This window comes from Vibrio sp. 10N.261.54.A5 (assembly GCF_041471145.1).
GTDB lineage: Bacteria > Pseudomonadota > Gammaproteobacteria > Enterobacterales > Vibrionaceae > Vibrio > Vibrio crassostreae_C.
The window spans coordinates 64,183-89,170 of the sequence record NZ_JBFRNU010000047.1; the positions used below are offsets into that span (position 1 = coordinate 64,183).

Annotated in this window: 21 protein-coding genes and 1 pseudogene; 12 read left to right on the forward strand and 10 right to left on the reverse strand. The window is 42.7% G+C overall.

Annotation, left to right across the window (positions count from 1 at the left end):
* The first annotated feature begins 9 nt into the window (after nt 1–9).
* The 6 genes from pntB (at nt 10) to AB4329_RS15120 (ending at nt 6,089) form a co-directional block, all read left to right on the forward strand.
* On the forward strand, nt 10–1,407 hold the full coding sequence (gene pntB / locus AB4329_RS15095) for a Re/Si-specific NAD(P)(+) transhydrogenase subunit beta (RefSeq protein WP_017064580.1): 1,398 nt from the start codon (nt 10–12) through the stop codon (nt 1,405–1,407).
* A 289-nt stretch (nt 1,408–1,696) separates the two neighbouring features.
* Entirely contained in the window at nt 1,697–3,169 is a 1,473-nt protein-coding gene (vxrA, locus tag AB4329_RS15100) for a sensor histidine kinase VxrA (RefSeq protein ID WP_102320830.1), read from the forward strand.
* Complete coding sequence (gene vxrB, locus AB4329_RS15105) at nt 3,144–3,803, forward strand: response regulator transcription factor VxrB (RefSeq protein WP_017060099.1); 660 nt, start codon at nt 3,144–3,146, stop codon at nt 3,801–3,803. The genes vxrA and vxrB overlap by 26 nt, the downstream gene beginning before the upstream one ends.
* Nucleotides 3,803–4,690 (forward strand): DUF2861 family protein, encoded by an 888-nt coding sequence (locus AB4329_RS15110; RefSeq protein ID WP_029235234.1) that lies wholly within the window; start codon nt 3,803–3,805, stop codon nt 4,688–4,690. Before vxrB ends, AB4329_RS15110 begins: the two co-directional genes overlap by 1 nt.
* Before the next feature lie 50 nt (nt 4,691–4,740).
* A complete protein-coding gene (locus tag AB4329_RS15115; protein WP_372138661.1) occupies nt 4,741–5,895 on the forward strand; it encodes a conjugal transfer protein TraF in 1,155 nt (384 codons plus the stop codon).
* A 41-nt stretch (nt 5,896–5,936) separates the two neighbouring features.
* The gene (locus AB4329_RS15120) at nt 5,937–6,089 is read left to right on the forward strand and encodes a YoaH family protein (protein WP_004731009.1); all 153 of its coding nucleotides are present in this window, start codon (nt 5,937–5,939) and stop codon (nt 6,087–6,089) included.
* A gap of 546 nt (nt 6,090–6,635) precedes the next feature.
* Here AB4329_RS15120 and AB4329_RS15125 read toward each other — a convergent pair.
* The 3 genes and pseudogenes from AB4329_RS15125 to AB4329_RS15135 form a co-directional block, all read right to left on the reverse strand.
* Nucleotides 6,636–7,127: pseudogene (locus AB4329_RS15125) on the reverse strand (GGDEF domain-containing protein); the annotation flags it as partial.
* A 1,030-nt stretch (nt 7,128–8,157) separates the two neighbouring features.
* Nucleotides 8,158–8,469 (reverse strand): stress response translation initiation inhibitor YciH, encoded by a 312-nt coding sequence (gene yciH / locus AB4329_RS15130; RefSeq protein ID WP_008221404.1) that lies wholly within the window; start codon nt 8,467–8,469, stop codon nt 8,158–8,160.
* Between the two features lie 3 nt (nt 8,470–8,472).
* Entirely contained in the window at nt 8,473–8,841 is a 369-nt protein-coding gene (locus AB4329_RS15135) for a DUF3319 domain-containing protein (RefSeq protein WP_372138662.1), read from the reverse strand.
* 100 nt (nt 8,842–8,941) lie between these two features.
* On the opposite strand from AB4329_RS15135, the gene AB4329_RS15140 reads away from it, so the two are divergent.
* Nucleotides 8,942–9,910 (forward strand): tyrosine-type recombinase/integrase, encoded by a 969-nt coding sequence (locus tag AB4329_RS15140; protein WP_017060094.1) that lies wholly within the window; start codon nt 8,942–8,944, stop codon nt 9,908–9,910.
* Nucleotides 9,911–10,065: 155 nt separating this feature from the next.
* Here the strand turns inward: AB4329_RS15140 and AB4329_RS15145 are convergent, their stop codons facing one another.
* Together AB4329_RS15145 and AB4329_RS15150 are read right to left on the reverse strand one after the other, a co-directional pair.
* Nucleotides 10,066–11,061: a D-alanine--D-alanine ligase gene (locus AB4329_RS15145; RefSeq protein ID WP_065584955.1), complete on the reverse strand. Its 996-nt coding sequence runs from the start codon at nt 11,059–11,061 to the stop codon at nt 10,066–10,068.
* A 179-nt stretch (nt 11,062–11,240) separates the two neighbouring features.
* On the reverse strand, nt 11,241–11,804 hold the full coding sequence (locus AB4329_RS15150; RefSeq protein WP_017064585.1) for an SPOR domain-containing protein: 564 nt from the start codon (nt 11,802–11,804) through the stop codon (nt 11,241–11,243).
* 216 nt (nt 11,805–12,020) lie between these two features.
* Between AB4329_RS15150 and AB4329_RS15155 the strand changes: the two genes are divergently transcribed.
* Entirely contained in the window at nt 12,021–14,702 is a 2,682-nt protein-coding gene (locus AB4329_RS15155) for a bifunctional acetate--CoA ligase family protein/GNAT family N-acetyltransferase (RefSeq protein ID WP_017069918.1), read from the forward strand.
* Here AB4329_RS15155 and AB4329_RS15160 read toward each other — a convergent pair.
* A complete protein-coding gene (locus tag AB4329_RS15160; protein ID WP_136974592.1) occupies nt 14,694–15,581 on the reverse strand; it encodes a LysR family transcriptional regulator in 888 nt (295 codons plus the stop codon). The two genes, AB4329_RS15155 and AB4329_RS15160, sit on opposite strands and share 9 nt — an antisense overlap.
* 222 nt (nt 15,582–15,803) lie before the next feature.
* Between AB4329_RS15160 and AB4329_RS15165 the strand changes: the two genes are divergently transcribed.
* The gene (locus AB4329_RS15165; protein ID WP_372138663.1) at nt 15,804–17,951 is read left to right on the forward strand and encodes a TonB-dependent hemoglobin/transferrin/lactoferrin family receptor; all 2,148 of its coding nucleotides are present in this window, start codon (nt 15,804–15,806) and stop codon (nt 17,949–17,951) included.
* A 358-nt stretch (nt 17,952–18,309) separates the two neighbouring features.
* Here AB4329_RS15165 and galE read toward each other — a convergent pair whose 3' ends face one another.
* The 4 genes from galE to AB4329_RS15185 form a co-directional block, all read right to left on the reverse strand.
* Nucleotides 18,310–19,323 (reverse strand): UDP-glucose 4-epimerase GalE, encoded by a 1,014-nt coding sequence (gene galE, locus AB4329_RS15170; protein WP_017060088.1) that lies wholly within the window; start codon nt 19,321–19,323, stop codon nt 18,310–18,312.
* Between the two features lie 82 nt (nt 19,324–19,405).
* On the reverse strand, nt 19,406–21,382 hold the full coding sequence (locus AB4329_RS15175) for a diguanylate cyclase domain-containing protein (RefSeq protein ID WP_372138664.1): 1,977 nt from the start codon (nt 21,380–21,382) through the stop codon (nt 19,406–19,408).
* The gene (locus AB4329_RS15180; RefSeq protein ID WP_104216047.1) at nt 21,382–21,918 is read right to left on the reverse strand and encodes a YfiR family protein; all 537 of its coding nucleotides are present in this window, start codon (nt 21,916–21,918) and stop codon (nt 21,382–21,384) included. Before AB4329_RS15180 ends, AB4329_RS15175 begins: the two co-directional genes overlap by 1 nt.
* Nucleotides 21,908–22,123, reverse strand: coding sequence for a hypothetical protein (locus AB4329_RS15185; protein WP_102394477.1), 216 nt, complete (start codon nt 22,121–22,123; stop codon nt 21,908–21,910). The genes AB4329_RS15180 and AB4329_RS15185 overlap by 11 nt, the downstream gene beginning before the upstream one ends.
* A 170-nt stretch (nt 22,124–22,293) precedes the next feature.
* Here AB4329_RS15185 and AB4329_RS15190 point away from each other — a divergent pair, with 170 nt between their 5' ends.
* The 3 genes from AB4329_RS15190 (at nt 22,294) to AB4329_RS15200 (ending at nt 24,853) form a co-directional block, all read left to right on the forward strand.
* A complete protein-coding gene (locus AB4329_RS15190) occupies nt 22,294–23,037 on the forward strand; it encodes a 5-oxoprolinase subunit PxpA (protein ID WP_017060084.1) in 744 nt (247 codons plus the stop codon).
* Between the two features lie 120 nt (nt 23,038–23,157).
* A complete protein-coding gene (locus tag AB4329_RS15195) occupies nt 23,158–23,910 on the forward strand; it encodes an allophanate hydrolase subunit 1 (protein WP_372058325.1) in 753 nt (250 codons plus the stop codon).
* Nucleotides 23,903–24,853 carry a biotin-dependent carboxyltransferase family protein gene (locus AB4329_RS15200; protein WP_372084212.1) on the forward strand — a complete coding sequence of 317 codons (951 nt, stop codon included), beginning with the start codon at nt 23,903–23,905 and terminating at the stop codon, nt 24,851–24,853. Before AB4329_RS15195 ends, AB4329_RS15200 begins: the two co-directional genes overlap by 8 nt.
* The last annotated feature ends 135 nt before the right edge of the window (nt 24,854–24,988 follow it).

Below are 24,988 nucleotides of genomic sequence, written 5' to 3' on the forward strand. Positions count from 1 at the left end.
GAGTAACAGATGTCTGAAGGATTAGTACAAGCAGCTTATATTGTTGCTGCTGTATTTTTTATTATGAGCTTGGCTGGGTTATCGAAACAGGAATCTGCGCGTGCAGGTAACTATTACGGTATCACGGGTATGGCAATCGCGTTGATCGCAACGATCTTTGGCCCTCACTCTGCTGGTATTGTGTGGATCATCATTGCTATGGTGATCGGTGGTGGTATTGGTATCCACTACGCAAGAAAAGTAGAAATGACTGAAATGCCAGAGCTGGTTGCAATTCTGCACAGCTTCGTAGGTATGGCTGCAGTACTTGTAGGTTACAACAGCTACATCGATCCACCTGCTGCTGTTTCTATCAACCCTGCAGATATTCATGCAGAGCACGTTATCCATCTAGTGGAAGTGTTCCTTGGCGTGTTTATCGGTGCGGTGACGTTCACGGGTTCTATTGTTGCGTTTGGTAAGCTTCGTGGCGTGATCTCTTCGTCTGCATTGAACATCCCTCATAAGCACAAGTGGAATCTAGCGGCTATCGTAGTTTCTACACTGCTGATGATCATGTTCGTTAAAGCAGACGGCAGCATGTTCGCACTAATGGTGATGACACTTATCGCATTCGCATTCGGTTACCACCTAGTGGCATCGATTGGCGGTGCAGATATGCCAGTAGTTGTCTCTATGCTGAACTCGTACTCTGGTTGGGCAGCAGCAGCGGCAGGTTTCATGCTTGCAAACGATCTGCTTATCGTAACTGGTGCATTGGTTGGTTCGTCGGGTGCGATTCTGTCTTACATTATGTGTAAGGCGATGAACCGCTCTTTCATCAGCGTTATTGCTGGTGGATTCGGCCAAGAAGTGGTTGTGTCTGATGGCGATGAAGAGCAAGGTGAACACCGCGAAACATCAGCTGAAGATGTGGCTGATATGCTGAAAAACTCTAAGTCAGTAATCATCACTCCTGGATACGGCATGGCAGTAGCTCAAGCACAATACCCAGTGCATGAAATCACTGAGAAGCTACGAGCGCAGGGCATTAATGTTCGATTTGGTATCCACCCAGTTGCTGGTAGGTTACCGGGTCACATGAACGTACTGCTTGCTGAAGCGAAAGTGCCTTACGATATCGTTCTAGAAATGGACGAAATCAACGATGACTTCGATGAGACAGATACTGTATTGGTAATTGGTGCGAATGACACCGTAAACCCTGCAGCACTTGAAGATCCAAACAGCCCAATTGCTGGTATGCCAGTACTTGAAGTTTGGAACGCTCAGAATGTTATCGTATTCAAGCGTTCGATGAACACAGGTTACGCCGGTGTGCAAAACCCACTGTTCTTCAAAGAGAACACGCAGATGCTGTTTGGCGATGCTAAAAAGAGTTGTCTAAGTATCTTAGAACATCTATAGAGATCACCTCTAAACAATCTGTAACAACTCGATAAGGAGCTCATTTGAGCTCCTTTTTTTATCTTACGAAAGCGACTCTATGTGTGATCTCAGTTGATACGAAGTTGACGAAGCCTGATGCAAAACTTGTCGCAATTGAGGTTTGGCTTGCCAATCAGCCTACTAGTACATATGTACAATGTGGCCGTAATATATTGGCCTTTATCTCTGTAGCTCGCCATTCTCAATGTTTCTCATGCGGTTAAAAATTTATCTTTGATAGCGAATGGTATATATTTGGTTGATCTATATGAATTTGCGTTGGTTTGTGATCATCAAAAGAACATTTACTCTTCTTATCGCTACGTTGTCTGTGTCTGCAAACGCATTTGCTGACTCTTTACCTGAGCGTATCGATAATTTCACCAAACTCTTTGATCATGAAACGGCAATCGAATCTTACGATATTCGAGTGCTACAGGCTGATTATCCAACAGGTTTGATCATGCCGTCTTCTATGCTGCCACAAACAGCAGAGTACCCGTTAAAAGACATTCAGCGCTTGTACCAGTTATCAAAAACCTGTAGTGGTAAACTGCCGTTAAGCCCTTTGATTACTGAGCCTTTAGTTTTTACTCGTGCAATGTGTAAAGGCACCAAGCTTTCTGACCGTTGGTTTAGCCGTAGTGGTTTGATTCACCCTGGCGGAGGTTCTTATGCGGCACGATACGTTGAGAAGTACCCAGAAAAATTCGACTCTCTGAAGCGCTTTATGCATATTCAAGAGCGACCAAACACCGAACACGATGAACTACTGTCTCGCTTGCAACAAATGGATAGCGAAGCAATCACCGCGCTGTTAGCGGGTGCCAGTATGTTTGTTGAGCTTGATGAGATGTGGGTAAAACGCGGCGACAGATATTACCTGTATAAAAAATCAGTCTGGAACGAAAATGCCACGCTTGCTGGGTTATCGTTTAGCTTGTCTTCAGAAGGTAAAAGCTGTTTTGTCCAGCGTGGTAATGTGTGTTGGGAAATAGAAGATCATTCAGAGCTTCTGCAAGTCGCCATGTTTATCTTGGTTATTGCCAACATCATGCTTGTCTTAGGTTGGGCGATTTACCGCTGGAACAGCAAGAAACAAGAGATGAAGAGTCGCATGCTGGTTCTTCAAATCCTAACGCACGAATTAAGAACGCCGATTGCGAGTTTGTCATTGACGGTGGAAGGGTTCAGGCGTGAGTTCGAACACTTACCAGAATCGGTATATGATGAGTTCCGTAGGCTGTGTGAAGATACACGCCGTTTAAGACAGTTGGCGGAAGCAAGTAAAGATTACCTGCAATCAGATAATCAACCGCTCGCAACAGAGTGGGTGCCAAGTGTTGAAGAGTGGCTCCAATACAAAGTTGAAGAAGACTTTGCGCCGGGGATTGAACTCCGTGTAAACAAAGATATAGCTGCAAAAGTGAACGTATATTGGTTGGGAACGTGCATCGATAACCTAATCAGAAATGCCGTGAAATACGGTGTGGCTCCAGTAATTCTAGAACTGAATACTTCTGACAAGAAGCTGACATTCAAAGTTATAGATAATGGAGACTTGTCTCGCAAAGATTGGGGGCAACTAAGAAAGCCATTCGTAAGTAAGAGTGGACTCGGTTTAGGTCTGACGATAGTGGAATCTATGGTTGGAAAAATGGGCGGTCACATGACGCTTATCGGCCCCCCAACAACATTTATTTTGGAGATACCTTGTGAAACAGACATTGCTTCTCGTTGAAGATGATAAAAATTTAGCTGACGGTTTATTAGTTAGCCTTGAGCAAGCTGGATATGAATGTTTGCATGCAGAACTGATCTCTGAAGTTGAAGGCTACTGGGAACAAGCGGATCTAGTGATTCTAGACCGTCAACTTCCTGATGGCGACTCAGTAGATTCACTTCCAGGTTGGAAGAAAAAGAAAGATATCCCAGTTATTTTGCTGACGGCTCTCGTGACAGTAAAAGACAAAGTAGCGGGCCTAGATTCAGGTGCAAACGACTACTTAACAAAGCCATTCGCAGAGGCTGAGCTATTTGCTCGAATTCGTGCTCAACTTCGCCTGCCAGATTCTGAAGAACAAGATGCATCAAAAGTTATCGCTCAGAATCTTGTTATCGATAAAGCGACACGTGAAGTGTTTTTCAATGAACAGGAAGTAACGTTAACGCGCACTGAATTTGACCTTCTACTGTTCTTGGCAAGTAACCTTGGACGTGTGTTTACACGTGATGAACTGCTTGACCATGTATGGGGTTACAACCATTTCCCAACAACACGTACGGTAGACACGCACGTTCTGCAACTAAGACAGAAACTGCCGGGTCTAGAAATTGAAACGCTGCGTGGCGTTGGTTACAAGATGAAAGCGTAATGAGAATAGCCTTACTTCCACTATTAATGTTTTCTTGCGTAGCGAATACCGCGCAAGCAACGGATTGGTTTAAGAGCAGCGATGCTCTGACTCAAGTTCATAAACATCTGCTAGATAATGATTTACCTCAGATGTTTGACTCATTAGTGGAAGTTTGGCAAATCAACTCGTCTCAATCACGAGAAGATCACCTCAATGAACTGTTCGATCAAGCATTGAACAAAGATTGTGGTAAAACTCTCACCAGAAAAACACTCCCAGATTGGATTAGTTCAGTCGTCGTTAAAAGACACATCATTCAAAGCCCTGGCCGAGATACCTTTCGTGTATCGATTAATGTTGAATCCGAAAACAACATTCAAGACATTACCTTCGAGAAGTGGGTCGATAAGATCGTTTCTTCGGACAGTGAGTTAACCAAAGACAGTGAAGTGGTTAACAACGCATCGGTGAGTCTATACCGCAAGCGTTACAATTTAGCCTCTCAACTTGAATCCGGTTTATACCGTTTAAGCGTTAAAGGTGATGGCGGAAAGTCTTGGAGCACTTGGGTTGTTTTGGGTGAAGTTGCCATGCGTCAACAAGTTCGCTGGGCATCAAAAGACACGTGGCGAATCGATAAAAAAGAACTACTCAATCCTTATTGTCCGCTCCCTAAGCTCGAAATCGGTTTGTACGATTACGTTGATGAACACTATGAACAGGTCTGGGGCAAGAGCTACGAATCTGATTATCCAATGAACCTTACTGGTGAAGAACTTCCTAATGATCGCTATGTTTTAGCGGTTTCAATGGTGCATTCACGCTGGCAAGGCGACATAGCGATAGAACAAGCACAAACTATCAGTAAAACTTATGATATTTCTAGCGAAGAAGAGTTAAAGTAATTTAAAATTGTGCCGTTAACTATATAAGGGATCTAACAAAGATAAACGGCATGAAAAAAACTACAAAACTACTCGCAGCGTCAATTGCATTCGCCAGTCTTCCTCTTTCAGCAGCAAACTACGCCATTGAAGCGCGTGGTGATGCGATGGGTGGTGTTGGTGTTGTTTCAGCAAACTTCCTAACTGCTCCATTCTATAACCCAGCACTTGTTGCCATTTATCGTCGTAATGATGACATGGGAATGATCACGCCAAGTTTTGGCGGTAATTATAATGACCCTAATAACTTAGTTGATGATATCGATAATTTAGTTGACAGCATTGAGTCAGGTACTGTGACTGGTTCTGATCTAGATGCTCTTAATGGTGATAGCCTGAATGTTGATTTAGGTGGTGTTGTAGCATTCGCTCTACCAAATCAGTATATTGCAGCAAACGTATTTGCAAAAGCATACACTGAATCATTTGTAACCCCTGATACATCTAGTGACGCTGCTAATAGTGACTTGGTTAATGCTGAGTTAACTGCTGTTAAAGCTGTTTCTATTGGCATTATGGAAGCTGGTATATCATTAGCAAAATATCAAACGTTCATGGGACAACATTTGTCGTTTGGTATTTCTCCAAAACTCCAAAGAATCTATACGTATAACTACATTGCCTCGGCACAAAACTACAATCTAAGTGATGTTCGAGAAAACGACACCGCGGAAACTACATTTAATATTGATGCAGGTGCGCTTTGGTTTTACGGCCCATTTAGAGTGGGTTTTTCTGCAACGAATATTATAGACCGTGAGATTGAAACTAAATCCGTTAGCCAACAGCTAACAAGCAGCACAGGGGCTACAAGAACAGTAACATCGAGTCATTCTTATAACCTGGGGCCTGTCTACACTGTTGGTGCGGGGATCGTTTCTGATTACTTTACGTTGAGTGTTGATTATGATTTGAATGAAGCAGAGAAGTTTACTTCGTTCGAAGACAACGAACAGATGATTCGTGTTGGTACTGAAGTCGACCTGTTACGTCAGCTTAAGCTAAGGGGAGGGTATTACAAGAACCTGGCTTACTCTGATTCAGAAGGAACAGTGACAGCTGGTGTTGGTATCTCGCCATTGAACTTGTTTCAGCTAGATCTAAGTGCTAACTACACGAATGAAAATGCAATGGGTGCATCCATCAATTTCCTTGCTAGTTACTAACAGTCCTTATATAGTTCTGCTCCTAAATAAAGGAGCAGAGCATGCTAAACGACTTACCAACCCTTTCTCACGAAGAACAACAGAAAGCTGTTGAACGAATTCAAGAAATGATGACCCAAGGCATCAGCACAGCACAAGCTATCAAAATCGTTGCTGAGCAAATCCGTGAAGAAATGAGTAATAAAGAAGAGTAGGGCATCAGCCCTTCTTTTTTAATACGATAGTGCACTATAACTAAATATATTACCCTCTAGTATATTATCTCGTACATACCTACTCTTTAGTTTCTCTAAATCCCGACCTGTCCAAAACTCTTAAATACTTTTTATTCAACAAGTTACGTCAGAGTAATTAACTTCTCAGGCTTTACTTGGCTTTGAGTTGTAATTAAATTACAGCAAGATCTGAAAGTAAAACAATCGCCACTTTAGGTGTCAGTATTTGTGTCACCATGTCTAAATGGCTAAATATATGGTGTTTTTACGGCTAGTGACGTTGTGACTTGTATTTTGAACGGATGAGAATCCATGAATGATCAGAAGCAGACAAATGAGGATTTTATCTAAGAACAGAGTGAAACAATCCACAGCGGTAATGTTCAAAACCGATATCGCGAATGGCTTACCACCGCTTAGAGCAAGCTTCGTTGCCACATATGTGCTTTACAGAATAAGTATTTAAAAAGCTTACGAGGCGTAAGGTGTTGTGTAGAAGTCGATTAAGGAATGCGGCGCGTATCAATTTGAGAATGCTAAATTGATGTGTTTTCTATTGGGGAATGATAAGTCTAAGCGATAGAACTTGTTAGAAATAGGGTCGCTTTGAGCGCTGTAGTTGTCGTCGTGGTTACGTATGTAGAATCGAAACCTTGGCTCCTCTTGACCTTCATATTCTATATTGATGGTGACCGAATCGAACGTTGAGAGAGCGAGCCCTTTATTTTGGGTCGATCTCTTAACGTACTCAATTTCACAGAAGGGTAAGCTATAGGTTTGTTCAAAGTCACGCTGTAACTTAATTCCATCTTCTGACTTATGTAATGAGCCTACGGTGCCACCATCGTGGTCTCTGTCCGTATTTACGCGCGTAGGCTATCTGTCAGGTGTGATGATGTAGTTCTTATCCATGAGCGTATTAAAAGAGATCAACGACACTAGCGTGATTGCTAGGCAAAAATACGCGCCCAGCGACAGATATATGCCTAAATAGCGTTGTTTTTGTTCGGTATTTATACGAAAGGTAACGTTTTTAAGGGGATAATAATTTAACTGTGTAAATATACAGTTGTTATTTGGGTTCTTTATTTTGTGTTCCATAGGACCAAGCTTTACCTGTACAGCTAGCTACAGTGTTACTTTACTTATTGATTACATGTGTCGATAAACATTATAAGCTTTCTAATCTCAGGCGGTAACACCATTGCAACTTCAAAGCAGGCATATCAGTTAGAGAAAACAAGTAAAGAAAAACTAAGCGCAATGGGTTTAAAGTAACTCTTAGGTTTATTACCAAAGCTACCTAAGTCCAATTGAACGTAATTTCAGGGCAAACCGTGATTATGGATCTCCCAAGTATCGGTGTTGTGTACCAACAATAAGTGTAATGAATCTATGCAAACTGAACACAAAGTACTAACTCTAGAGAGAATCGTTAAGAAGGTTTGAAAAATCTGTGTGCGGGTCTACATAAGACACACGAACTTTATTAGTTGATGGATTTAAACGAGAGCTAAGCATGTGCAGTTGATAAGAAACATTGGTCGCGTGTGTGAAATCTGGAATAGAAACAACAGCAATGCTTACAAGAATTGCACACAGCGCAGCGAGCCGTTAGTGCAAACAGAGAAGTGGCATATAAGTTAAACCAGACGGACAAAGTTTCGCGTCAATTAGATTTTCTGAATGAAGATTGAATTGTGTAGACGCTGGCCGTACATATAATTATTAGATTTCAAATGCGATAAGAAAACTCTGAACGGCGCAAGAAGCGTGAGAGTCAGTTGGAACAAGGATTTTAAGGACAAAAGATGAGAATACTACCTTTAGAATTAACTACACGCATTATTAACTGCGTATTATGTACGTTATGTTAAATTGATTTTGATGTTTATAAGGCAGGTATCTTTGTGTGATGCCCTGCCTTTGTATTGTGCCGATATTCTCTAATTTATACTGTGTATTTAACCAAACTGGCTATTTACCATAAAATACCTAATAACCAGTGATAATAATCTTCGATTTTAACCCTGGTATTAGTTAGAGATTAACCGCCAGCAAATTTAACTTTGTAGCCTTTCTTTTCAAGGTGCGCTTTGATCTTGTCGCGCGCGTCACCTTGAATTTCGATGTTGCCATCTTTTACTGAGCCACCGCAGCCGCAAACTTTCTTGAGTTCTGCTGCCATTAGTTTTAATGGTGCGTCATCTAGGTCTAAGCCAGTTACGACAGAAACGCCTTTGCCTTTACGGCCTTTGGTTTCTTTTTGGATTCGAACGATACCATCGCCTTTAGGACGTTGGACTTTCTCTTCTTCAGGCTTAATGCGACCTGTTTCTGTTGAATATACTAGGCTCATAATTTACTTCTTTTGTTGCTCTGCTTTTTGTTTTGCGAGTAAGTAAGCTTCTATATGGCGTTGGATTGCAACCTTGCCGCCTTTGATTAAGCGACCGTTAAACATGCAATACCACGCATTAGGCTCACCGGTGTCATTCTTGATTTGGTAGCCGTTGAAGTTTTCAGTCGAGCCACCAGTTCCTCTCGACTTATTTAATGACATGAATTCTTTTGGATCAATAATAGATGCGGTATCAATCCACCAATCAATACTCTTTTTCACGGCAGCTAGGTTGCCCTGAATAACGTTGTTTTTTAACTTAGCACGCCAAACTGTGTTGTTAGCATCTATCGATTGAAGATGGACGCTTCGGTAAACTGAATTAGCCATATCTATTAATCATCTTTCTGTTTTCACTGCATTAATCATAAGTATACTAATAATGATATCAAGCATAATATGGTAAAAACACCTGTCGAGGTATGGTAATTTGAGAAAAAAAGTCCCTATTTTAACTGACTCTGTGATAATTAATTCATTTGTTGAAAAATTAAACAGCAACGCGACAATAGAAATTATAGATGAGTTGACAGGATTTCAATACTCTCGCAATTCACTGTTGGGCATTTACAGTGATTGGAATCGCTATCATGCGTTCTGTACCAAACATCGTATTAACACACTTCCCGCATCTATAACCGCTGTTCGTCGTTTTCTTGAAACGGAGTCTAACGATAGAAAATACGCATCGCTAAAACGTTACACTGCAACGCTTAGCATGTTACATACTGTGTTGAGCTTTGCTAACCCGATCAAGCACAGGCAAGTTCGCTTTACCCTACTCCACTTACAATCTCAAATGGCCGGTGACGCTAAACAAACCAATGCTATGACATCTGTGCATCTCACTGATTTGAATACGTTACTCTCCCATGAGAAAGCAAACCTGAAAGAGATCAGAGACATTGCTATTTATAACGTGATGTTCGAGTGTGCTTTAAAGCGCTCAGAGCTTAAGTTGTTATCGATGAGTGATGTTGAGTACGTTGAAGATCATTACCAAGTAACAGTCAAAGATTCGGCTTATCAGTTGTCACAAATAGCCAGTGTTGCACTTCAACGTTGGCTTTCGTTTACTGGTATACAAGATGACTTGCCAGTATTTCGTGCGATAGACAAGCATGAGAATATTGGTTTGCAGCCTTTAGATGATTCGTCCATCTATAGGATATTGAGAAGAGCTAGCGACTTACTTCAACTGCCAGAAAATCACCATTTCTCTGGAAATTCGATTCGTGTTGGTGCTGCACAAGAGTTGTCGAAACAAGGTCTTAAGGTGAGAGAGATTCAGGACTTTGGTCGTTGGCTTAGCCCGGCAATGCCAGCTCAATATGTCGGTTTCACGGGAACGGCTGATAGTGAGAAGATGAAGTTTAAGGCGTTAATACCTTGGCAATGACGGGTCGCAGATTACTTGGATATTACTATTTTGATATAAGTTATGGTTAAAACGATATTTGTAAAAACGGTTAGCGTTAAAAACAAAAAGCGCCTTGGCGAAAGCTCAAGGCACTTGTTGGTTCAGCTCTAAGTGAACGAAAACGAGTTAGAAACCTAAGAAAGGCTTGTTCTCACGCAGTTTTCTAAGAACTGGCTGAATTTGTGGCCGTCATGCTCAACCATTTTAGGGAACATGGAGATTGGCGTCATACCTGGGAAGGTGTTGACTTCGTTCAGGTAGATTTCGTTGTCTTGCGTTAAAAAGAAGTCGATACGAGACAAGTGACGAAGCTTCATCTGGGTGAAGACTTTTCGTGCGCTGTCTGCAATCAATTCACGCTGTTCGTCAGTTAAATTACTTGCTTCAACTTCAGTGATCGAGTGGCTGTCTGCACTGTACTTCTCTTCGTAAGAGTAAAATGCGCCATTCGGTGCAATCACCTCACCCGGCTTGCTGATGTGTAGCTCGCCATCGATTTCATAAGCAGCAATTTCTAGCTCTCTAGGCACCACTGATTTCTCAACCAATACTTGGTTCGAGAAAGTGAACGCCTTGTTGATAGCCTCGCTTAAATCTTCTACTTGGTTAACTTGGTAACAACCTACAGAAGAACCTTGACGAGCCGCTTTTACAAACACTTTACCCCACTTTTCAAATGCTTGAGTTGCTTGTGAGTGAGCTTGATCATTGTTGTCTGATAAGAACAGGTACGGCGTGTTTGGAATACCAAGTGCGTCGTACCAAAGCTTTGACGTGATTTTGTTAAAGCTGTTGTTGCTTGCTTCTGGACCACAACCTAGGTATGGAATTTTAGCCATTTCAAACAGTGATTGAATGTCACCTGTTTCACCTGGGAAACCGTGTATGCAAGGCACAATGAAATCGACTTTAGATGCTAAATTGTCACCGCGTAAGGTTTGGTCGTTAATATCAAGATAAACCAATTCACCTGAATCAAGACACCAGCCTTCGTTCTTAATTTCAACTCTTACAACGTTAAAATCTGCAACGCTATTAAGTTGTTCAAAAAGGTAATTGGCTGAAACTAAAGATACTTCATGCTCTGAAGATCCACCGCCGCAAAGTAGAAGGATGTTTGTGGTGTTCATGGGTAAATTCGGTCCTTGAAACTAGGAGTACTGACTTCAATGATAAACAAAAGTCGAGATAGGTACAGTGTTTTGATTGTTAAAATTGCGTTCGAAAGATCGAGCGATTAACTATTAAACAAAACAGCGAGTCTTAAAACAAAAGAAGGAGCATTTGCCCCTTCTTTATGAATCAAAACTTAGTTCAACTTGTTAAGCGTTGGGTATTCAGAGTTCTTGATGTCATCAATGCTCTTAACGAACGGCTTCAAGTTTTGGAAAGTGTTCGGCAGTGTTGAGATTGCCTTTTTAGCTTCTAAGCGTGTTGCGTAGTCACCATAAAGTACCGTGAACCACTTAGTGCCGTTAACCATTTTGTAGTTTTCCCAAACTGGTTGAGAAGTCGTAGGTAGCATTTTCACGAAAGAATCGACTTTACTTTGGCTGCCAACAGCAACAACTTGAACTGTGTAACCAAAACGCTGGTTCATGTCTTGTTGTTTCTTGGTTGGTCCTGTCACTACTGCAACTGGCTTAGCTTTAGTCGTTTGAGTGACTTTCTGTTCAACAGGTTCAGTTCTGATCACGTTGACAACGTTTTCTTCAACAACGCCTGTTTGCTCAGATTGAGATACAACTGGAGCTTCAACTTTGGCCGTCTTGTACTCTTCTTGATAACTATCTGAAGTGACATTGGTAACGTAGTCGTCAGATACACACGCAGCCAAGAGCAGTGGCAAAGTCACAATTGCAAATTTTTTCATGGAAAGCTCTATATCCTTAATAATAATTACTATAAATCATGCCGATACGTCGGTTTAGAATCAAGTTAACTTTGGGATTATACACCATTAGTGGGTGACCTATTTCACAAACTTTATGCAGTGTTTGCTTATTCATCTGAATTCGGTGAATTTGCCATCAACCTGTGAGTGCAAAGTAAGTTACGATGAACTTACGTGCATTGCTAGGATATGTCTATGAATCATCTTGATCCCCTACTTAAACCCCGTTCAATCGCTGTTGTTGGTGCTTCTCAACGAGAAACACGCGCAGGATATATTGTTATGAACAATTTGTTGCATGGGGATTTTAAAGGTGCGGTGATGCCGGTTACGCCGAAATATGATTCAGTGGCCGGTGTGCTTTCTTACAAGAACATTTTGTCGTTACCGATTGTTCCTGACCTCGCAATCTTGTGTACCAATGCGACCCGTAATGTCGCTATTTTTGAAGAACTGGCTGAGAAAGGTATAGCCTCTGTCATTGTGCTTTCTTCAGACATGCAGCAAGAAAGCGATAATGGTGAGACGTATGATGAACGATGCCTAGCGATTGCCAAAAAGCACAACATTCGAGTGTTGGGTTCCAATAGTTTGGGGGTGATTGTTCCTTGGTTAAATTTGAACGCCTCATTCTCTCCAGTGACAGCATTACCCGGTAAGATCGCCTTTGTTTCTCAGTCGGCAGCTGTGTGTACCACTATTCTCGATTGGGCTAATGACAAAGAGATCGGTTTTTCGGCGTTTATCTCTATAGGCAATGGTAGCGATATCGAATTCTCGGAGTTATTGGATTATCTCAGTACCGACTCTCACACCGAAGCGATATTGCTTTATGTAGACAGCATTACTGATGCGAGGCGCTTTATTTCTGCAGCGCGTGCGGCTTCGCGTAACCGACGAATTTTGGTGTTGAAAGGCGGTCGAACGGCGAAAGGCAGAGCCGCAGCAATGGCTCACACTGGCGGTGCCGACACATTAGATATTATTTATGATTCCGCAATCCGACGCAGCGGCATGCTACGAGTTAAGAACTTACATGAACTGTTTGCTGCGGTAGAAACACTGACTCATTCAGTACCATTGCGAGGCGAGCGCTTGGCTATTGTTACTAATGGTGGCGGCCCTGCGATTATGGCTGTGGACACCCTATTTGACCGCGGTGGTAAGCTCGCAGAGTTTTCAGAAGAGACACTTGATAAGTTGAACAAGGTTTTGCCATCGAGTTGGTCTCATAGCAATCCTATCGATATTGTCGGCGACGCTGGTGATCAACGTTATATCGACACTATAAACATCTTACTCGATGGCGATGAAGCAGACGCGATTCTTATCATGCACAGCCCTTCAGCGGTCGCACATTCCGCTAAAACGGCAGAACGAATTATTGAAGCGATTAAGAAGCACCCTCGCCACAAGCGCTTTAACATCCTGACGAATTGGTCTGGTGAGCTAACAGCAAGGCCCGCACGAAAGCTGTTTACCGAAGCGGGTTTCCCAACTTATCGGACCCCTGAAAGCTCTGTGGTCGCATTCATGCACTTAGTCGAGTACAGACGTAACCAACGTCAGTTAATGGAAACGCCGACCACTGCAGAAAAAGTACACATTGAAGATCTAGCAGATGCGAAAGGTTGGATAGAAAGAAAACTACTGGATAAAGATACAGTTAGCCTTGATACTCACCAAAACAGTCAGTTTTTCAAGAGCTTCAACCTCGATGTGTTACCAACTTGGATCGCTTCTGACCCAAGTGAAGCGGTACACATCGCTGAAACGATCGGTTATCCCGTCGCAGTAAAATTACGTTCGCCGGATATTGCACATAAGTCAGACGTACAAGGCGTGATGCTCAATTTGCGAAACAGCAGTGAAGTTGCCAATGCGGCTCAGGCAATTCTCGATCGTTCTCAATTATCCTTCCCTACAGCAAACATCCACGGCTTGTTAATTCAAGGTATGGCTAAGCTCGCGGGCGGCCAAGAGTTGCGTATTAAGGTTACAACAGACGAAACCTTCGGCCCAATCATATTACTTGGACAAGGTGGTTCGGAGTGGGATGAGTCGATTGATGCCGCAGCTGCTTTTCCACCGCTCAACATGACACTGGCGCGTTACTTGATTATTCGAGCGATAAAAAGCGGCAAGATTCGTCTACAAAAACTCCCTAACCCCATCGATATAGAAGGTTTGTCTGAGTTATTGGTACGTATATCGCAAATGGTAGTGGATTGCCCTGAAATACATGATTTGGATATCCATCCAGTACTGGCCAATGGTGACAAGTTCACGATATTAGATGCCGATATCATCTTGAAAGCGTACGAAGGCGATCCACAGGAACGTCTTGCGATTCGCCCTTATCCGGTCGAGCTTGAAGAACGTATCCAGCTAAAAGATGGAACCGAAGTGTTGTTACGCCCTATTCTTCCCGAAGATGAACCGCTTCATGCTGACTTCATTAACCGTGTGTCTAAGGAAGATCTCTATAAGCGTTTCTTTAGTGATGTCGGTGAATTCAATCATGAGGCGTTGGCGAATTTCACTCAGATTGATTTCGATAGAGAAATCGCCTTTGTGGTCGTTCGCGAGGAACAAGGCGTTCCAGCGATCATCGGCGTGTCCCGTGCGCTGATTAACCCTGAGAACACAGACGCCGAATTCGCAATATTGATTCGTTCTGACCTTAAAGGTGTTGGTCTAGGTCGCATTCTTATGACCAAGGTTATCGATTACTGCCGTGCGAAGCAGACCAAGCAGATGTCGGGTATGACGATGCCAACCAATAGAGGGATGCTGACACTAGCTCAAAAGCTCGGTTTTAAGCTAGATATCAGTTTTGAAGATGGTACTGCAGATATGGTGTTACCGTTACTTTAACGCCCATGTCTTTTTAAGATGTTGGATACACCAAGACTTGGCGTCGCCCATTTTGTTGCGTCGCCAAGCCATAACAATATCGATCGGTTGTGGTTCTGTACCGGAGATCTGCTGTAGTACGCCAGATTCAATCAAAGGTTTAGCGACACTATTCGGTAAGGTGCCAATCCCTAGTCCTGATGTCAAAGCCTCTACTTTCGCAGGAAAGCTTGTCACGGTTAAACGTGGCTGTTTCTCTAGAATATTGATGCTTAGTGCTGGCTGATCGCGTGCGGTGTCTGCAATGGCAATAACCCTGTAACTTTCTCTCGCCTTCTGATCGAATTCACCAGAACGCTTGTGAACATAGTGGCTTGATGCCGCGACCCACACCATCTCCATTTTACCAATTACGTCACTTTTCATATCGTTTGGAATTGTATCGAGCTTAGGGCATATCAATAAGTCAGCACGACCATCTGTGAGAGATTCCCAACAACCCGCTAAGATTTCCTCTTGCAAACGAACGCGTGTTTTACTGATTTTTCCTAGTTCATCTACCAGTGGGAAAAAGTTAGCAATCGGGATAATGCCATCAAAGGCGATGGTCAAATCGAGCTCCCAACCATTGGCTAGAATGCTTGCCTCGTTAACAAGACGTTCTGTAGCTCCAAGAATGATTCTACCTTGCTCAAGTATCAACTGACCCGCTTCCGTGAAATTTGCACGGTGGCCTGAGCGGTCAAAAATCATGATGTCTAGATCTTGTTCAAGCTTCTGTATTTGATAGCTGAGTGATGAAGGCGCTCTGTCCATTTCATTGGCCGCGGCGGCGAAACTTCCACGTCGGTCAATGGCGTCTAGGATGTGTAACGCTTCAAGTGTTATTGGGCTATGCATAGCTTTCCTACTATAAATTGAGATTTACATCACAAAAACAGAAGCATTCACAAAATGAATGGAACTGAATAAGTCTTTTTAATACAAGTGATTAAGAGCATTAATTATGAATTAGTTGATAAAGTTGAAAATTAATTAAATGCAAATAATAGTAATTATCATTTAGATCCAATATCATCTTCGCAAATCAAGATAATACTATGGAACTAAGGTAACTATCAGATGTATAAGCAATCCCTACTCTCTGCTTCAATCGTTTTAGCGCTTTCATCAACGTCAGCCTTTGCTGAAGATTATGCCCTATTTGATGAGGTTGTTGTATCCTCGACGCGCACGAATCAAACACTTATCAATACAGCGGCTTCTGTTGCAGTCATCTCCGATGAGCAAATCGAAGAGAACATGGCAAAAAATGTAAACGAAATCTTCGAATACACTCCAGGTGTAACGATGAACTCGAGCTCTCGACAAGGTGCACAAACCATCAACATTCGTGGCATGGAAGGTAAGCGCGTAAAGATTTTAGTGGATGGCTCATCGCAACCAGGTTCATTTGATGGTGGCCCTTACGCATTTATTAACTCTAGCGGTATTTCAATCGATCCCGATATGCTGAAAAGTGTCGAAATTATCAAAGGTGCGGCTTCAAGTTTACACGGAAGCGACGCTATTGGTGGTGTTGTCGCCTTTGAAACTAAAGACCCTTCTGATTTCTTAAAAGATGGAGAAGACTTTGGCGGTCAAGCGAAACTGTCTTACTCTTCAGAAGATAACTCTTTCAGTGAGCACGTTGCATTAGCTAATCGATTCGATGACCTAGAAACATTGGTAGCCTACACTCGTCGAGATGGTGAAGAGTTGCAAAACTTCCGTAACCCTAACGACTTAGAGAACTACGCTGTAGAAGGTCAAGATACTTCAGCAGATAATCTTTTGGTTAAGTTGCAATATCAGTTAAACGAAAGTCATCGTATCGAGTTTTTAGCTGAGCTAATCAAAGATACTTCAGACTCTGACATCTACCACTCAAGCTACGATAGCTATACAGGTGCTGATGACACAACGCAAAATCGATTCGCTATTAAGCACATTTGGTTCGCTGATGGCACAATTGCCGATACTGTAACGAGTAAAGTATCGTACATTTCTAAAGAAGAGAATGGTGTAACTAAGCGCTTTAAACCTGCAGGCCCAGGTATGCCACCTTGGGTACCAGCTAACAACGACAACTTACAAACAAAAGACTACGAGTACACTGAAGATAAGCTTGAAATCGAGACTCAGCTAGATAAAGAAATTAACAACCATTACCTAGTGTATGGTGCAACTTATACACATAGTGACATCAGCAACACCAATATGGAGTATAACTCTGATCCTGCTACTGATAACCAACTTTATGTATATACTCCAGATGCTAAGGAGCAAAAATTTGGCTTGTTTATTCAAGACGAAATTAGCTTAGTGAATGACAAAATTATTGTTACCCCTGGTGTACGCTTTGACTATTTCTCAACTGATCCTGGTAACAACACCACTGAGACGTTGAGTGATTTCTCAGATTCTGCGGTAACTGGTCGTTTAGGTTCAACATACAAACTTACAGATACAGGCACTATTTTTGGCCAAATTAGCCAAGGCTTTAGAGCCCCTTCTTTTGATGAACTTTACTATACATATGATAACCCTGGACATGGGTACGTAAATGATCCAAATCCAGATCTTAAATCAGAAACCAGTATTTCATACGAGCTAGGCTATCGTCACAACACTCAAGCTTCATCATCTGAAATCGCGGCCTACTACAGTGACTACGATGACTTTATCGAGACAGTGGTTACGAAAAAGGTTGGTGGAACAACGCACTATTCTAACGTTAACTTGGATTCGGCAACGATAAAGGGGATTGAATTCTCGAACACGTTACTTTGGGATGTCTTGGTTGGTGCGCCTAAGGGTATTTCAACTCACTTCGTAGCTTCATACACAGAGGGTGAGGACGGAAACGGAAATGCACTAAATAGTGTTAACCCTTGGAATGCGGTGTTAGGTCTTAACTATGATGCGCCAAACCAAAATTGGGGTACTAGCGTTAAGTTAAACTACACAGCTGACAAATCTGGTTCAGACATCAACTTCGATGACGAAAGTGGCGGTAACGCAGGCCAGGCTGAGCTTCCAAGCGCAACAGTTGTTGATTTAACAGCTTACTACAAACCAATGAAGGATCTGACGATTCGTGGTGGTGTGTTCAACTTAACTAACGAAGAGTACTACCGTTGGAATGATATTCGCGGTGATGATGAACTTTACAAAGAGAACACTCAAGCGGAAAGAAACTACGGTATTTCAGCTAAATACGAATTCTAACTCGTTAGAAAACTTCACGACAGAATCTGATACAGCAGAAACTAAAAAGCCAGCTTAATTGCTGGCTTTTAATTTATTTCACTAAAAAATTGTATAAAAAAGGTAATAAGTGAAATTACTTCTCTGCCATCTCTTTTTTAACCATTACTGCAGCAGCAACGATGAAAGTGATGATTAGGCCTAGTTCCATGATTAACTCCAAAGAAAATTAACATTAAACATATAATTCGCGAGCATAATAACACAGCGGATACAGAATGATACTTTTTAACCACTAATTTACTTTTTATTCGATTAAGATCAAAAAAGATGCCCGAAAGCATCTTTTAATTTTTGAATCATTCACGAAACCACTAGGTTAACCAGGGAATCCATTCGGGTTTGTTGACTGCCAGCGCCATGTATCTTCGGTCATTTCAGCCAATGTGCGGCTTGCATTCCAGCCCAGTTCTTTCTGAGCTTTAGCTGGATCTGCCCAACACTCTGCGATGTCACCAGGACGGCGTTCAACTAGCTTGTAAGGGATCTCTTTACCGCTTGCTTGTTCGAATGCTTTAACCATGTCTAACACACTTGAACCGTTACCCGTACCAAGGTTGTAGATATGAAGACCGTCTTTGCACCCTACTTTCTCAAGCGCTGCGATGTGGCCATCAGACAGATCCATTACGTGGATGTAATCGCGAACGCCAGTCCCGTCTTTTGTTGGATAATCGCTACCAAATACAGATAGGAATTCACGGCGGCCCACTGCTACTTGAGAGACAAATGGCATTAGGTTATTTGGGATACCTTGCGGGTCTTCACCTAGCTCACCACTTGGATGTGAACCTACAGGGTTAAAGTAACGCAGCAGTGTAATGCTCCAATCAGGATTGGCTTTTTGGAAATCGGTTAAACACTCTTCAACCATTAGTTTACTACGACCATATGGGTTGGTAGCGCTTGTTGGGAAGTCTTCAGTAATTGGCACACTTGCAGGATCACCGTATACCGTTGCTGAAGAGCTAAATACCAAGGTTTTTACACCCGCATCACGCATTGCATCAACAAGAACTAAAGTGCCGTTTACGTTGTTGTCGTAGTATTCAAGAGGCTTTTCCACAGACTCTCCGACGGCTTTCAGACCAGCAAAATGGATAACCGCTTCGATGTTGTGTTGCTTCATAGTTTCAGTCAAAAGCGCTTTATCACGAACGTCACCTTCAATGAAGTTGGGACGAACGCCCGAGACTTTTTCGATGCGCTCTAGAACGCTTGGTTTGCTGTTGTACAAGCTATCAAAAAGTACAGGTGTCATACCTGCGTTGATCATCTGGATACTTGTATGGCTACCAATGTAACCCATGCCACCTGTAACTAAAACATTCATGCTTAGCAGACCTTTTAATTAAAAATATTCAACCTATCACTTATGATACAACAACTTAGGGTGAGCTCACAAACACCGGTGCCTATTTACCCTCACGAGCGAACACAAACTGACCTTTTCCTTTGCGTTTCGCTTGGTACATAGCCTCATCAGCAACCTTTAGAATCACGTCAATATCACGCTCTGAGCCATCAACTAAATTGATACCTAAGCTCGCCCCAACATGAAGTGAACGCTGTTTATAATTCACTTCTTGCCCGATCAGATCCAACAATCGCTCGGCTAACTTCGCTAATAAGACTTTGTTTGTCTGTTTAATAATAAGAACAAATTCATCACCCGACAAACGTGCAACCAAATCCCCCGCTCTTACCTGAGATAATAACCGGTTTGACACTTCTTTAAGGATTTCGTCACCCGCATCGTGACCATAGTTGTCATTCACTTCTTTGAAGCCATCCAAATCCAAGTAAATAACCGCAAAATGCTGATTTGAATAGTGGCTCGACGTGACAACATCATCCATAACCTTATACAGCTGCGCTCTATTCGCTAACCCGGTTAATGCATCGTGATGAGCCAAGTGTTCGAGTCTTTCCATCTCTTTAACGTTGGATAAATCAGACAGCGTTAATACCATATCAAACTCGTCTTTCTCGTTGTCTGAGGCAATTCGATTCACTTTGACAAACATTGGAACTAACGTGCCGGACGCGCTTTTCTCCCACACTTCGCCTTGCCATTGACCATAGTTGTCTAACGAACTGCGAATTGTCGGCATCAATGATGAAAATTGCTGCCACGAAAATACTTCAAATGGTGTTTTGCCCACCAGCAGATCAGAGTGATAACCGAGAAGTTGTGTGATCGCCGGGTTAACCATGGTTATCACATTGGATGAGTTGAGCACGATCAAGCCGTCTTTACTGTTTTCGAAAACACCCGCAGCAATACGTTGGCGACTCATGGCCGTTTCTATGTCGGTGACATCTTGGATTGCATAAAGAATACGACCATGTTTTGTCAAAGAACGACTGCTCACACGAAGCCAGCGTTTTGATTGAAAGAGATCGGTGGTTTCCAGCAATTCGTCATTAAGTTCAATATTGGCATCAATAACATCTTGTAAGTAACCCGTTTGCTTGGTCGCGATCAACTCTTGGATCAACAAATTCTCAAGAAAGGCTTCCGAGCATTTAAAAATATCCCGAGTAGCTGCGTTCGCATGAAGAATGAGCCCTTTTTCATCCACCACCAACAAAGAGTGCTGAACGGTTTCAATGACCTCATTTGCGAATGATTTTTCTTCTTGTAACTTGTCTAACGTAAAATTGATTTGGTTATCGCGATGTTGAAGCCTTTCTAACATGGTATTGAAAGCTCGAACCAGATCGCCGATTTCATCGCGGTTCGTTACGACTAATTTAGGCTGCTTCGAACGACGCTCAACAAAGGCTTGCATCGCCTCATTGAGGTCAAACATCGGTTCGATAATCAAGCGTTGCACCAATTTGACCACTACTCCGCCTAACATCACCAGAAACAACAGGTAGACGACCGCAACCTTGAAAATATTCGTTAAGATCGAATTAAACGTCTCTTTCGATATTGTTACTCTCAAGTTCGCGATCACTGCGCCATCCAGTGTCACTGGAACGAGCAAGAAGATGAAATGCTCAGAGATGGCAAATTGATGATCGGCGATATCGTCTAATTCTTCTGCGTTTGGCCTTGGAACCAGAGTGTTGCTCACCTGATAGCTGGCAAAAAGCTGTTCGTTGATGTCATAGAGCTTCACTCTAACAATATCTTTATCTGCGATGAAAGCTGACAATATTTCCTGAGCCGATGACTTGTCTTCAAATAAAATCGCGGCTTGCAAGTTATAAGCAACACCTTGTGCTAGCACTTTAACACGCTGAATAAGACTCTCTTTCTCTCTCTCAAACGTGACAGTGTAATTTACCGATTGGATCGTGACAAAAGTGACTGCGATGAAGATGATAATGGGTAATATCAGCTTGTTTTTAATCGATATGTTATTAATGAAAGACAACATTATTGGCCCTCCACTATAGCGATTCGTAACAGGTTCGAGCCAATGACGTAGTCACCGCGCCTTGCGTTCTCTAGATTGATCTTAGGTTTGAGCTTATTATCGATGTGCGTGAGTTCAATGATTCCACCTAAGTCCGTAAAGTTAGGGATATCACTGATTGTCACAGTATGTGGCGAGTGCTCTTGACTAAGAAATTGGTCATTTTTACGGTCAGACAAATACGTAATATCACACTTAGAAGTAATCGACTGTTGAACTCGGATAGCGAGCGAACGAATAGATTTCCCTTGTGTAATCGACGTCAGTGCTTTGCTTACCTTCTCATCGCCAATCACACAGAAGTTAACCGTATTCATGGTGCTCTCGTCGTTCCAACGAATAAAGTTGGCAATTCTAAAAAGGTACACCGCTTTCACTTCATAAGGCTTGAAACTAGCCGCCGATGTATTCAAAGGCACAATAAACATAGCTATAGTGGCAAGGCTGAGTTTCGTAAAACCGAGCTTAATACGGTACTTGAGCCACTTAGAATTCATGAGAGATCCTCACATATACGGACTCTTGGTTGACACAAATCTCGGTAAGTTTTTGTGTCACTTTCGAAGCCGTTTCCATTTCGACATCTAACATAGACAACTCTTCAAGGCTCATCGACATCAGCTGGTCTAGAGAGTTTTCTTGAGCAGAGACAAAAACAGGTATCGTTAATGCTAGTCCTAAGCAAACCTGGCGGGATATCATGTGCTCACCTAATATACAGATAGATATTAATCCTTTAATCAATAGTTCAACTATATATGAAATGCCATACTGGTAAATCTACGGTGTCGAAAGTTTGAGTTAGGTCACTGTTTATTTATGGTATTTATAAGACCGTCATTACTTACCTCAACGTAAAGGATTAGCACCACGTGACAACGAAGATTTTGCTTAATTGCGACATGGGAGAAAGTTTCGGCAATTGGAAGATGGGCGATGACGAGTCGGTCATGGAATGGGTCGATATGGCAAACATCGCTTGTGGCTTCCACGCGTCTGATCCGCACGTTATGTCCAAGACGATAAAACTGGCGCAGCACTATCACACCCAAATTGGTGCTCATCCCGGTTATCAAGATCTCGTTGGTTTTGGTCGCCGTTCTATTCCACACACCATGGACGAAATCAGTGAGCTGGTTTGCTATCAAGTCGGTGCATTACAAGCCCTTTGCCGCTATCACCATACCACTGTTGGCTATGTGAAACCTCATGGCGCTCTTTATAACGATATGATGGCAAACATTGATGTGTTCAATGCGGTAGCCCAAGCCGTCGCTGAGTTTAACATCCCGTTGATGATTCTCTCTTCATCAGACAATCAACAGTATTTGGATATTGCTGACGACCATGACTTGCCTCTCTTGTTTGAAGCGTTTGCCGACCGTGCTTATTTAAATAACGGACAATTAGCGCCACGTACTCAAAAAGGCTCGGTTTACGTCAATCAAGACGATATCTATAACCAAGTTATGCAAATCATTAACTATGGCTCGGTTACGACTTTAGAGGGCGAAAGACTGCCTATTGAAGCTGATACTATCTGTGTTCATGGTGATAACCCTCAATCCATCGCATTAATTAGAAAAATCAGACAAGACCTCAACGCTTTTAATTAGTATGAAGCGTGTGATTGGTATGACGCATGGTCTAATCGCTCGTGAGATCTAATTGATTGGTATTGGCTTGGACACGGAAGTGAGACACGCCAAGTAAGCAAACAAACGTATGGAAACGAAATGACGACGAATCAGATTGAATACAATATAGCGCCAATCGCGGAATGCAGCGTTTTGGTGACCTTGACGCTATCGCCTTCAAATAATCAATCTAGCGCCGAATATGCGCAATACATAGCTCACTTTTCCGATGCCATTCGCCAAAACTTAGCATCGGTGTTGATGAATGTGACACCGGCTTACCAAACAATATTGGTCGACTACCTCCCTTATCGAATATCAGAACAGCAGCTCATTGAACAGCTCAATAATTTGTTGAGTCATGCTCTGTCGTCCTTTTCTAGTGTTAGTAAAACTCGCGATACGATTGAGCTTCCTGCCTATTACTCACCAGAAACGGCGCTCGATTTAGACCGATATCAAAACAAAGGCCTGTCGCTCGACCAGATAATTCAACATCACACCTCACAGACATACAGCGTCAGTGCGATTGGGTTTACGCCTGGCTTTGCCTTTATGTCGGATGTGGTTAATGAGCTTGCCTTGCCCCGTCACTCCACACCCCGCTTAATTGTGCCCAAAGGCAGTATCGCCATCGCGGATACGAAAACAGCTGTGTACCCTTCGGATTCACCGGGCGGTTGGAATATTATTGGCAATTGCCCACTTCCGTTGTTCGATCATAGCCAGTTGAAGAACGCCGATATCACGCAAAGACCACTGTCTCTGCTTAATGTTGGTGATACCGTCCGTTTCATAGCGATTTCAAAAAAAGAATTTGTAGAGTTGGGTGGAGGCATCGTAAATGGCTAAGACAAAAACTAAACCAACACTGACAGTGATTAAGCCCGGCCCGTTGAGTTTGATTCAAGACTTTGGGCGATTTGGTGTTGCTCATCTTGGATTAACGCAAGGTGGACCGGTTGATGACTACTCTTATAGCTGGGCTAACCATCTATTGGGCAACCCAGTCAACCAAGCGGCGTTGGAAATCACGCTTGGGCAATGTGCGTTGAGAATCGATGTTGATTGCGAGATGGCACTATGCGGGGGTGATTTACAAGCGAAACTCGATGGTAAACCACAGGCTAACTGGAGCACTTTTCAAGCTTTTAAGGGGCAAGTTCTCTCATTTGGTTTGCCTAAAAATGGTCTAAGGGCGTATTTAGCCATTAAGGGCGGTTTCGATGTTCCATCAACTCTTGATAGCTGCTCTACAGTCACTCGTGAAAAGATTGGTGGATTAACGCAAGATGGCGAGCCATGCCAGCAAGGGCAACAAATCGCTTTTACCCAACACCAACTCTCTCATCCATTTAAAGCGTTGAGTGTTACCTTCCGATACACGCCTGATTACAATCTACCCGTGAACCTACGAGTGATTGAAGGCTATCAAAGCGAGCTATTCTCCGAGTCAGCAAGAGAGATTTTGTATAACGCGCAGTATCACGTTGACCAAAACTCAAATCGGATGGGTTATCGACTCAGTGGCGAACCCGTAGACTCGCCTGACATTTCGCTATTGTCAGAAGGCATTGCCCTAGGTGCGATTCAAATTCCACAAGATGGACAGCCTATCGTGCTGCTTAATGATAGACAGACCATAGGTGGTTATCCGAAGATAGGATGTGTCGCCAGAATCGATTTACCACGCTTGGCGCAAGCAAAACCTGGACATGCGATATCGTTCAGCAAGGGCGATCGCTTGGGCTTACAAGATGTTTGGTGCCAATGGGCTCAGTTTTTCGGCTATTAGTTTTTGCGATGTGTTATGTGCTAAATGCTATGTAGCTGAGAATAATCAACTAGGAAGATGTCATTTAGATGAGGTTCGGTATCTAAGCAGATGTTGAAATGAAGATTCGGCTTACCTATTACAGTAAGCCGAATT

Coding starts and splice junctions, on each gene's coding strand:
- AB4329_RS15185 (WP_102394477.1), bottom strand. CDS start 22,123: ATGATATCCCGCCAGGTTTGCTTAGGACTAGCATTAACGATACCTGTT.
- AB4329_RS15175 (WP_372138664.1), bottom strand. CDS start 21,382: ATGTTGTCTTTCATTAATAACATATCGATTAAAAACAAGCTGATATTA.
- yciH (WP_008221404.1), bottom strand. CDS start 8,469: ATGAGCCTAGTATATTCAACAGAAACAGGTCGCATTAAGCCTGAAGAA.
- AB4329_RS15145 (WP_065584955.1), bottom strand. CDS start 11,061: ATGAACACCACAAACATCCTTCTACTTTGCGGCGGTGGATCTTCAGAG.
- AB4329_RS15110 (WP_029235234.1), top strand. CDS start 3,803: ATGAGAATAGCCTTACTTCCACTATTAATGTTTTCTTGCGTAGCGAAT.
- AB4329_RS15160 (WP_136974592.1), bottom strand. CDS start 15,581: ATGCATAGCCCAATAACACTTGAAGCGTTACACATCCTAGACGCCATT.
- vxrA (WP_102320830.1), top strand. CDS start 1,697: ATGAATTTGCGTTGGTTTGTGATCATCAAAAGAACATTTACTCTTCTT.
- AB4329_RS15165 (WP_372138663.1), top strand. CDS start 15,804: ATGTATAAGCAATCCCTACTCTCTGCTTCAATCGTTTTAGCGCTTTCA.
- AB4329_RS15150 (WP_017064585.1), bottom strand. CDS start 11,804: ATGAAAAAATTTGCAATTGTGACTTTGCCACTGCTCTTGGCTGCGTGT.
- AB4329_RS15135 (WP_372138662.1), bottom strand. CDS start 8,841: ATGGCTAATTCAGTTTACCGAAGCGTCCATCTTCAATCGATAGATGCT.
- AB4329_RS15115 (WP_372138661.1), top strand. CDS start 4,741: ATGAAAAAAACTACAAAACTACTCGCAGCGTCAATTGCATTCGCCAGT.
- AB4329_RS15200 (WP_372084212.1), top strand. CDS start 23,903: ATGGCTAAGACAAAAACTAAACCAACACTGACAGTGATTAAGCCCGGC.
- AB4329_RS15195 (WP_372058325.1), top strand. CDS start 23,158: ATGACGACGAATCAGATTGAATACAATATAGCGCCAATCGCGGAATGC.
- AB4329_RS15120 (WP_004731009.1), top strand. CDS start 5,937: ATGCTAAACGACTTACCAACCCTTTCTCACGAAGAACAACAGAAAGCT.
- AB4329_RS15180 (WP_104216047.1), bottom strand. CDS start 21,918: ATGAATTCTAAGTGGCTCAAGTACCGTATTAAGCTCGGTTTTACGAAA.
- galE (WP_017060088.1), bottom strand. CDS start 19,323: ATGAATGTTTTAGTTACAGGTGGCATGGGTTACATTGGTAGCCATACA.
- pntB (WP_017064580.1), top strand. CDS start 10: ATGTCTGAAGGATTAGTACAAGCAGCTTATATTGTTGCTGCTGTATTT.
- AB4329_RS15155 (WP_017069918.1), top strand. CDS start 12,021: ATGAATCATCTTGATCCCCTACTTAAACCCCGTTCAATCGCTGTTGTT.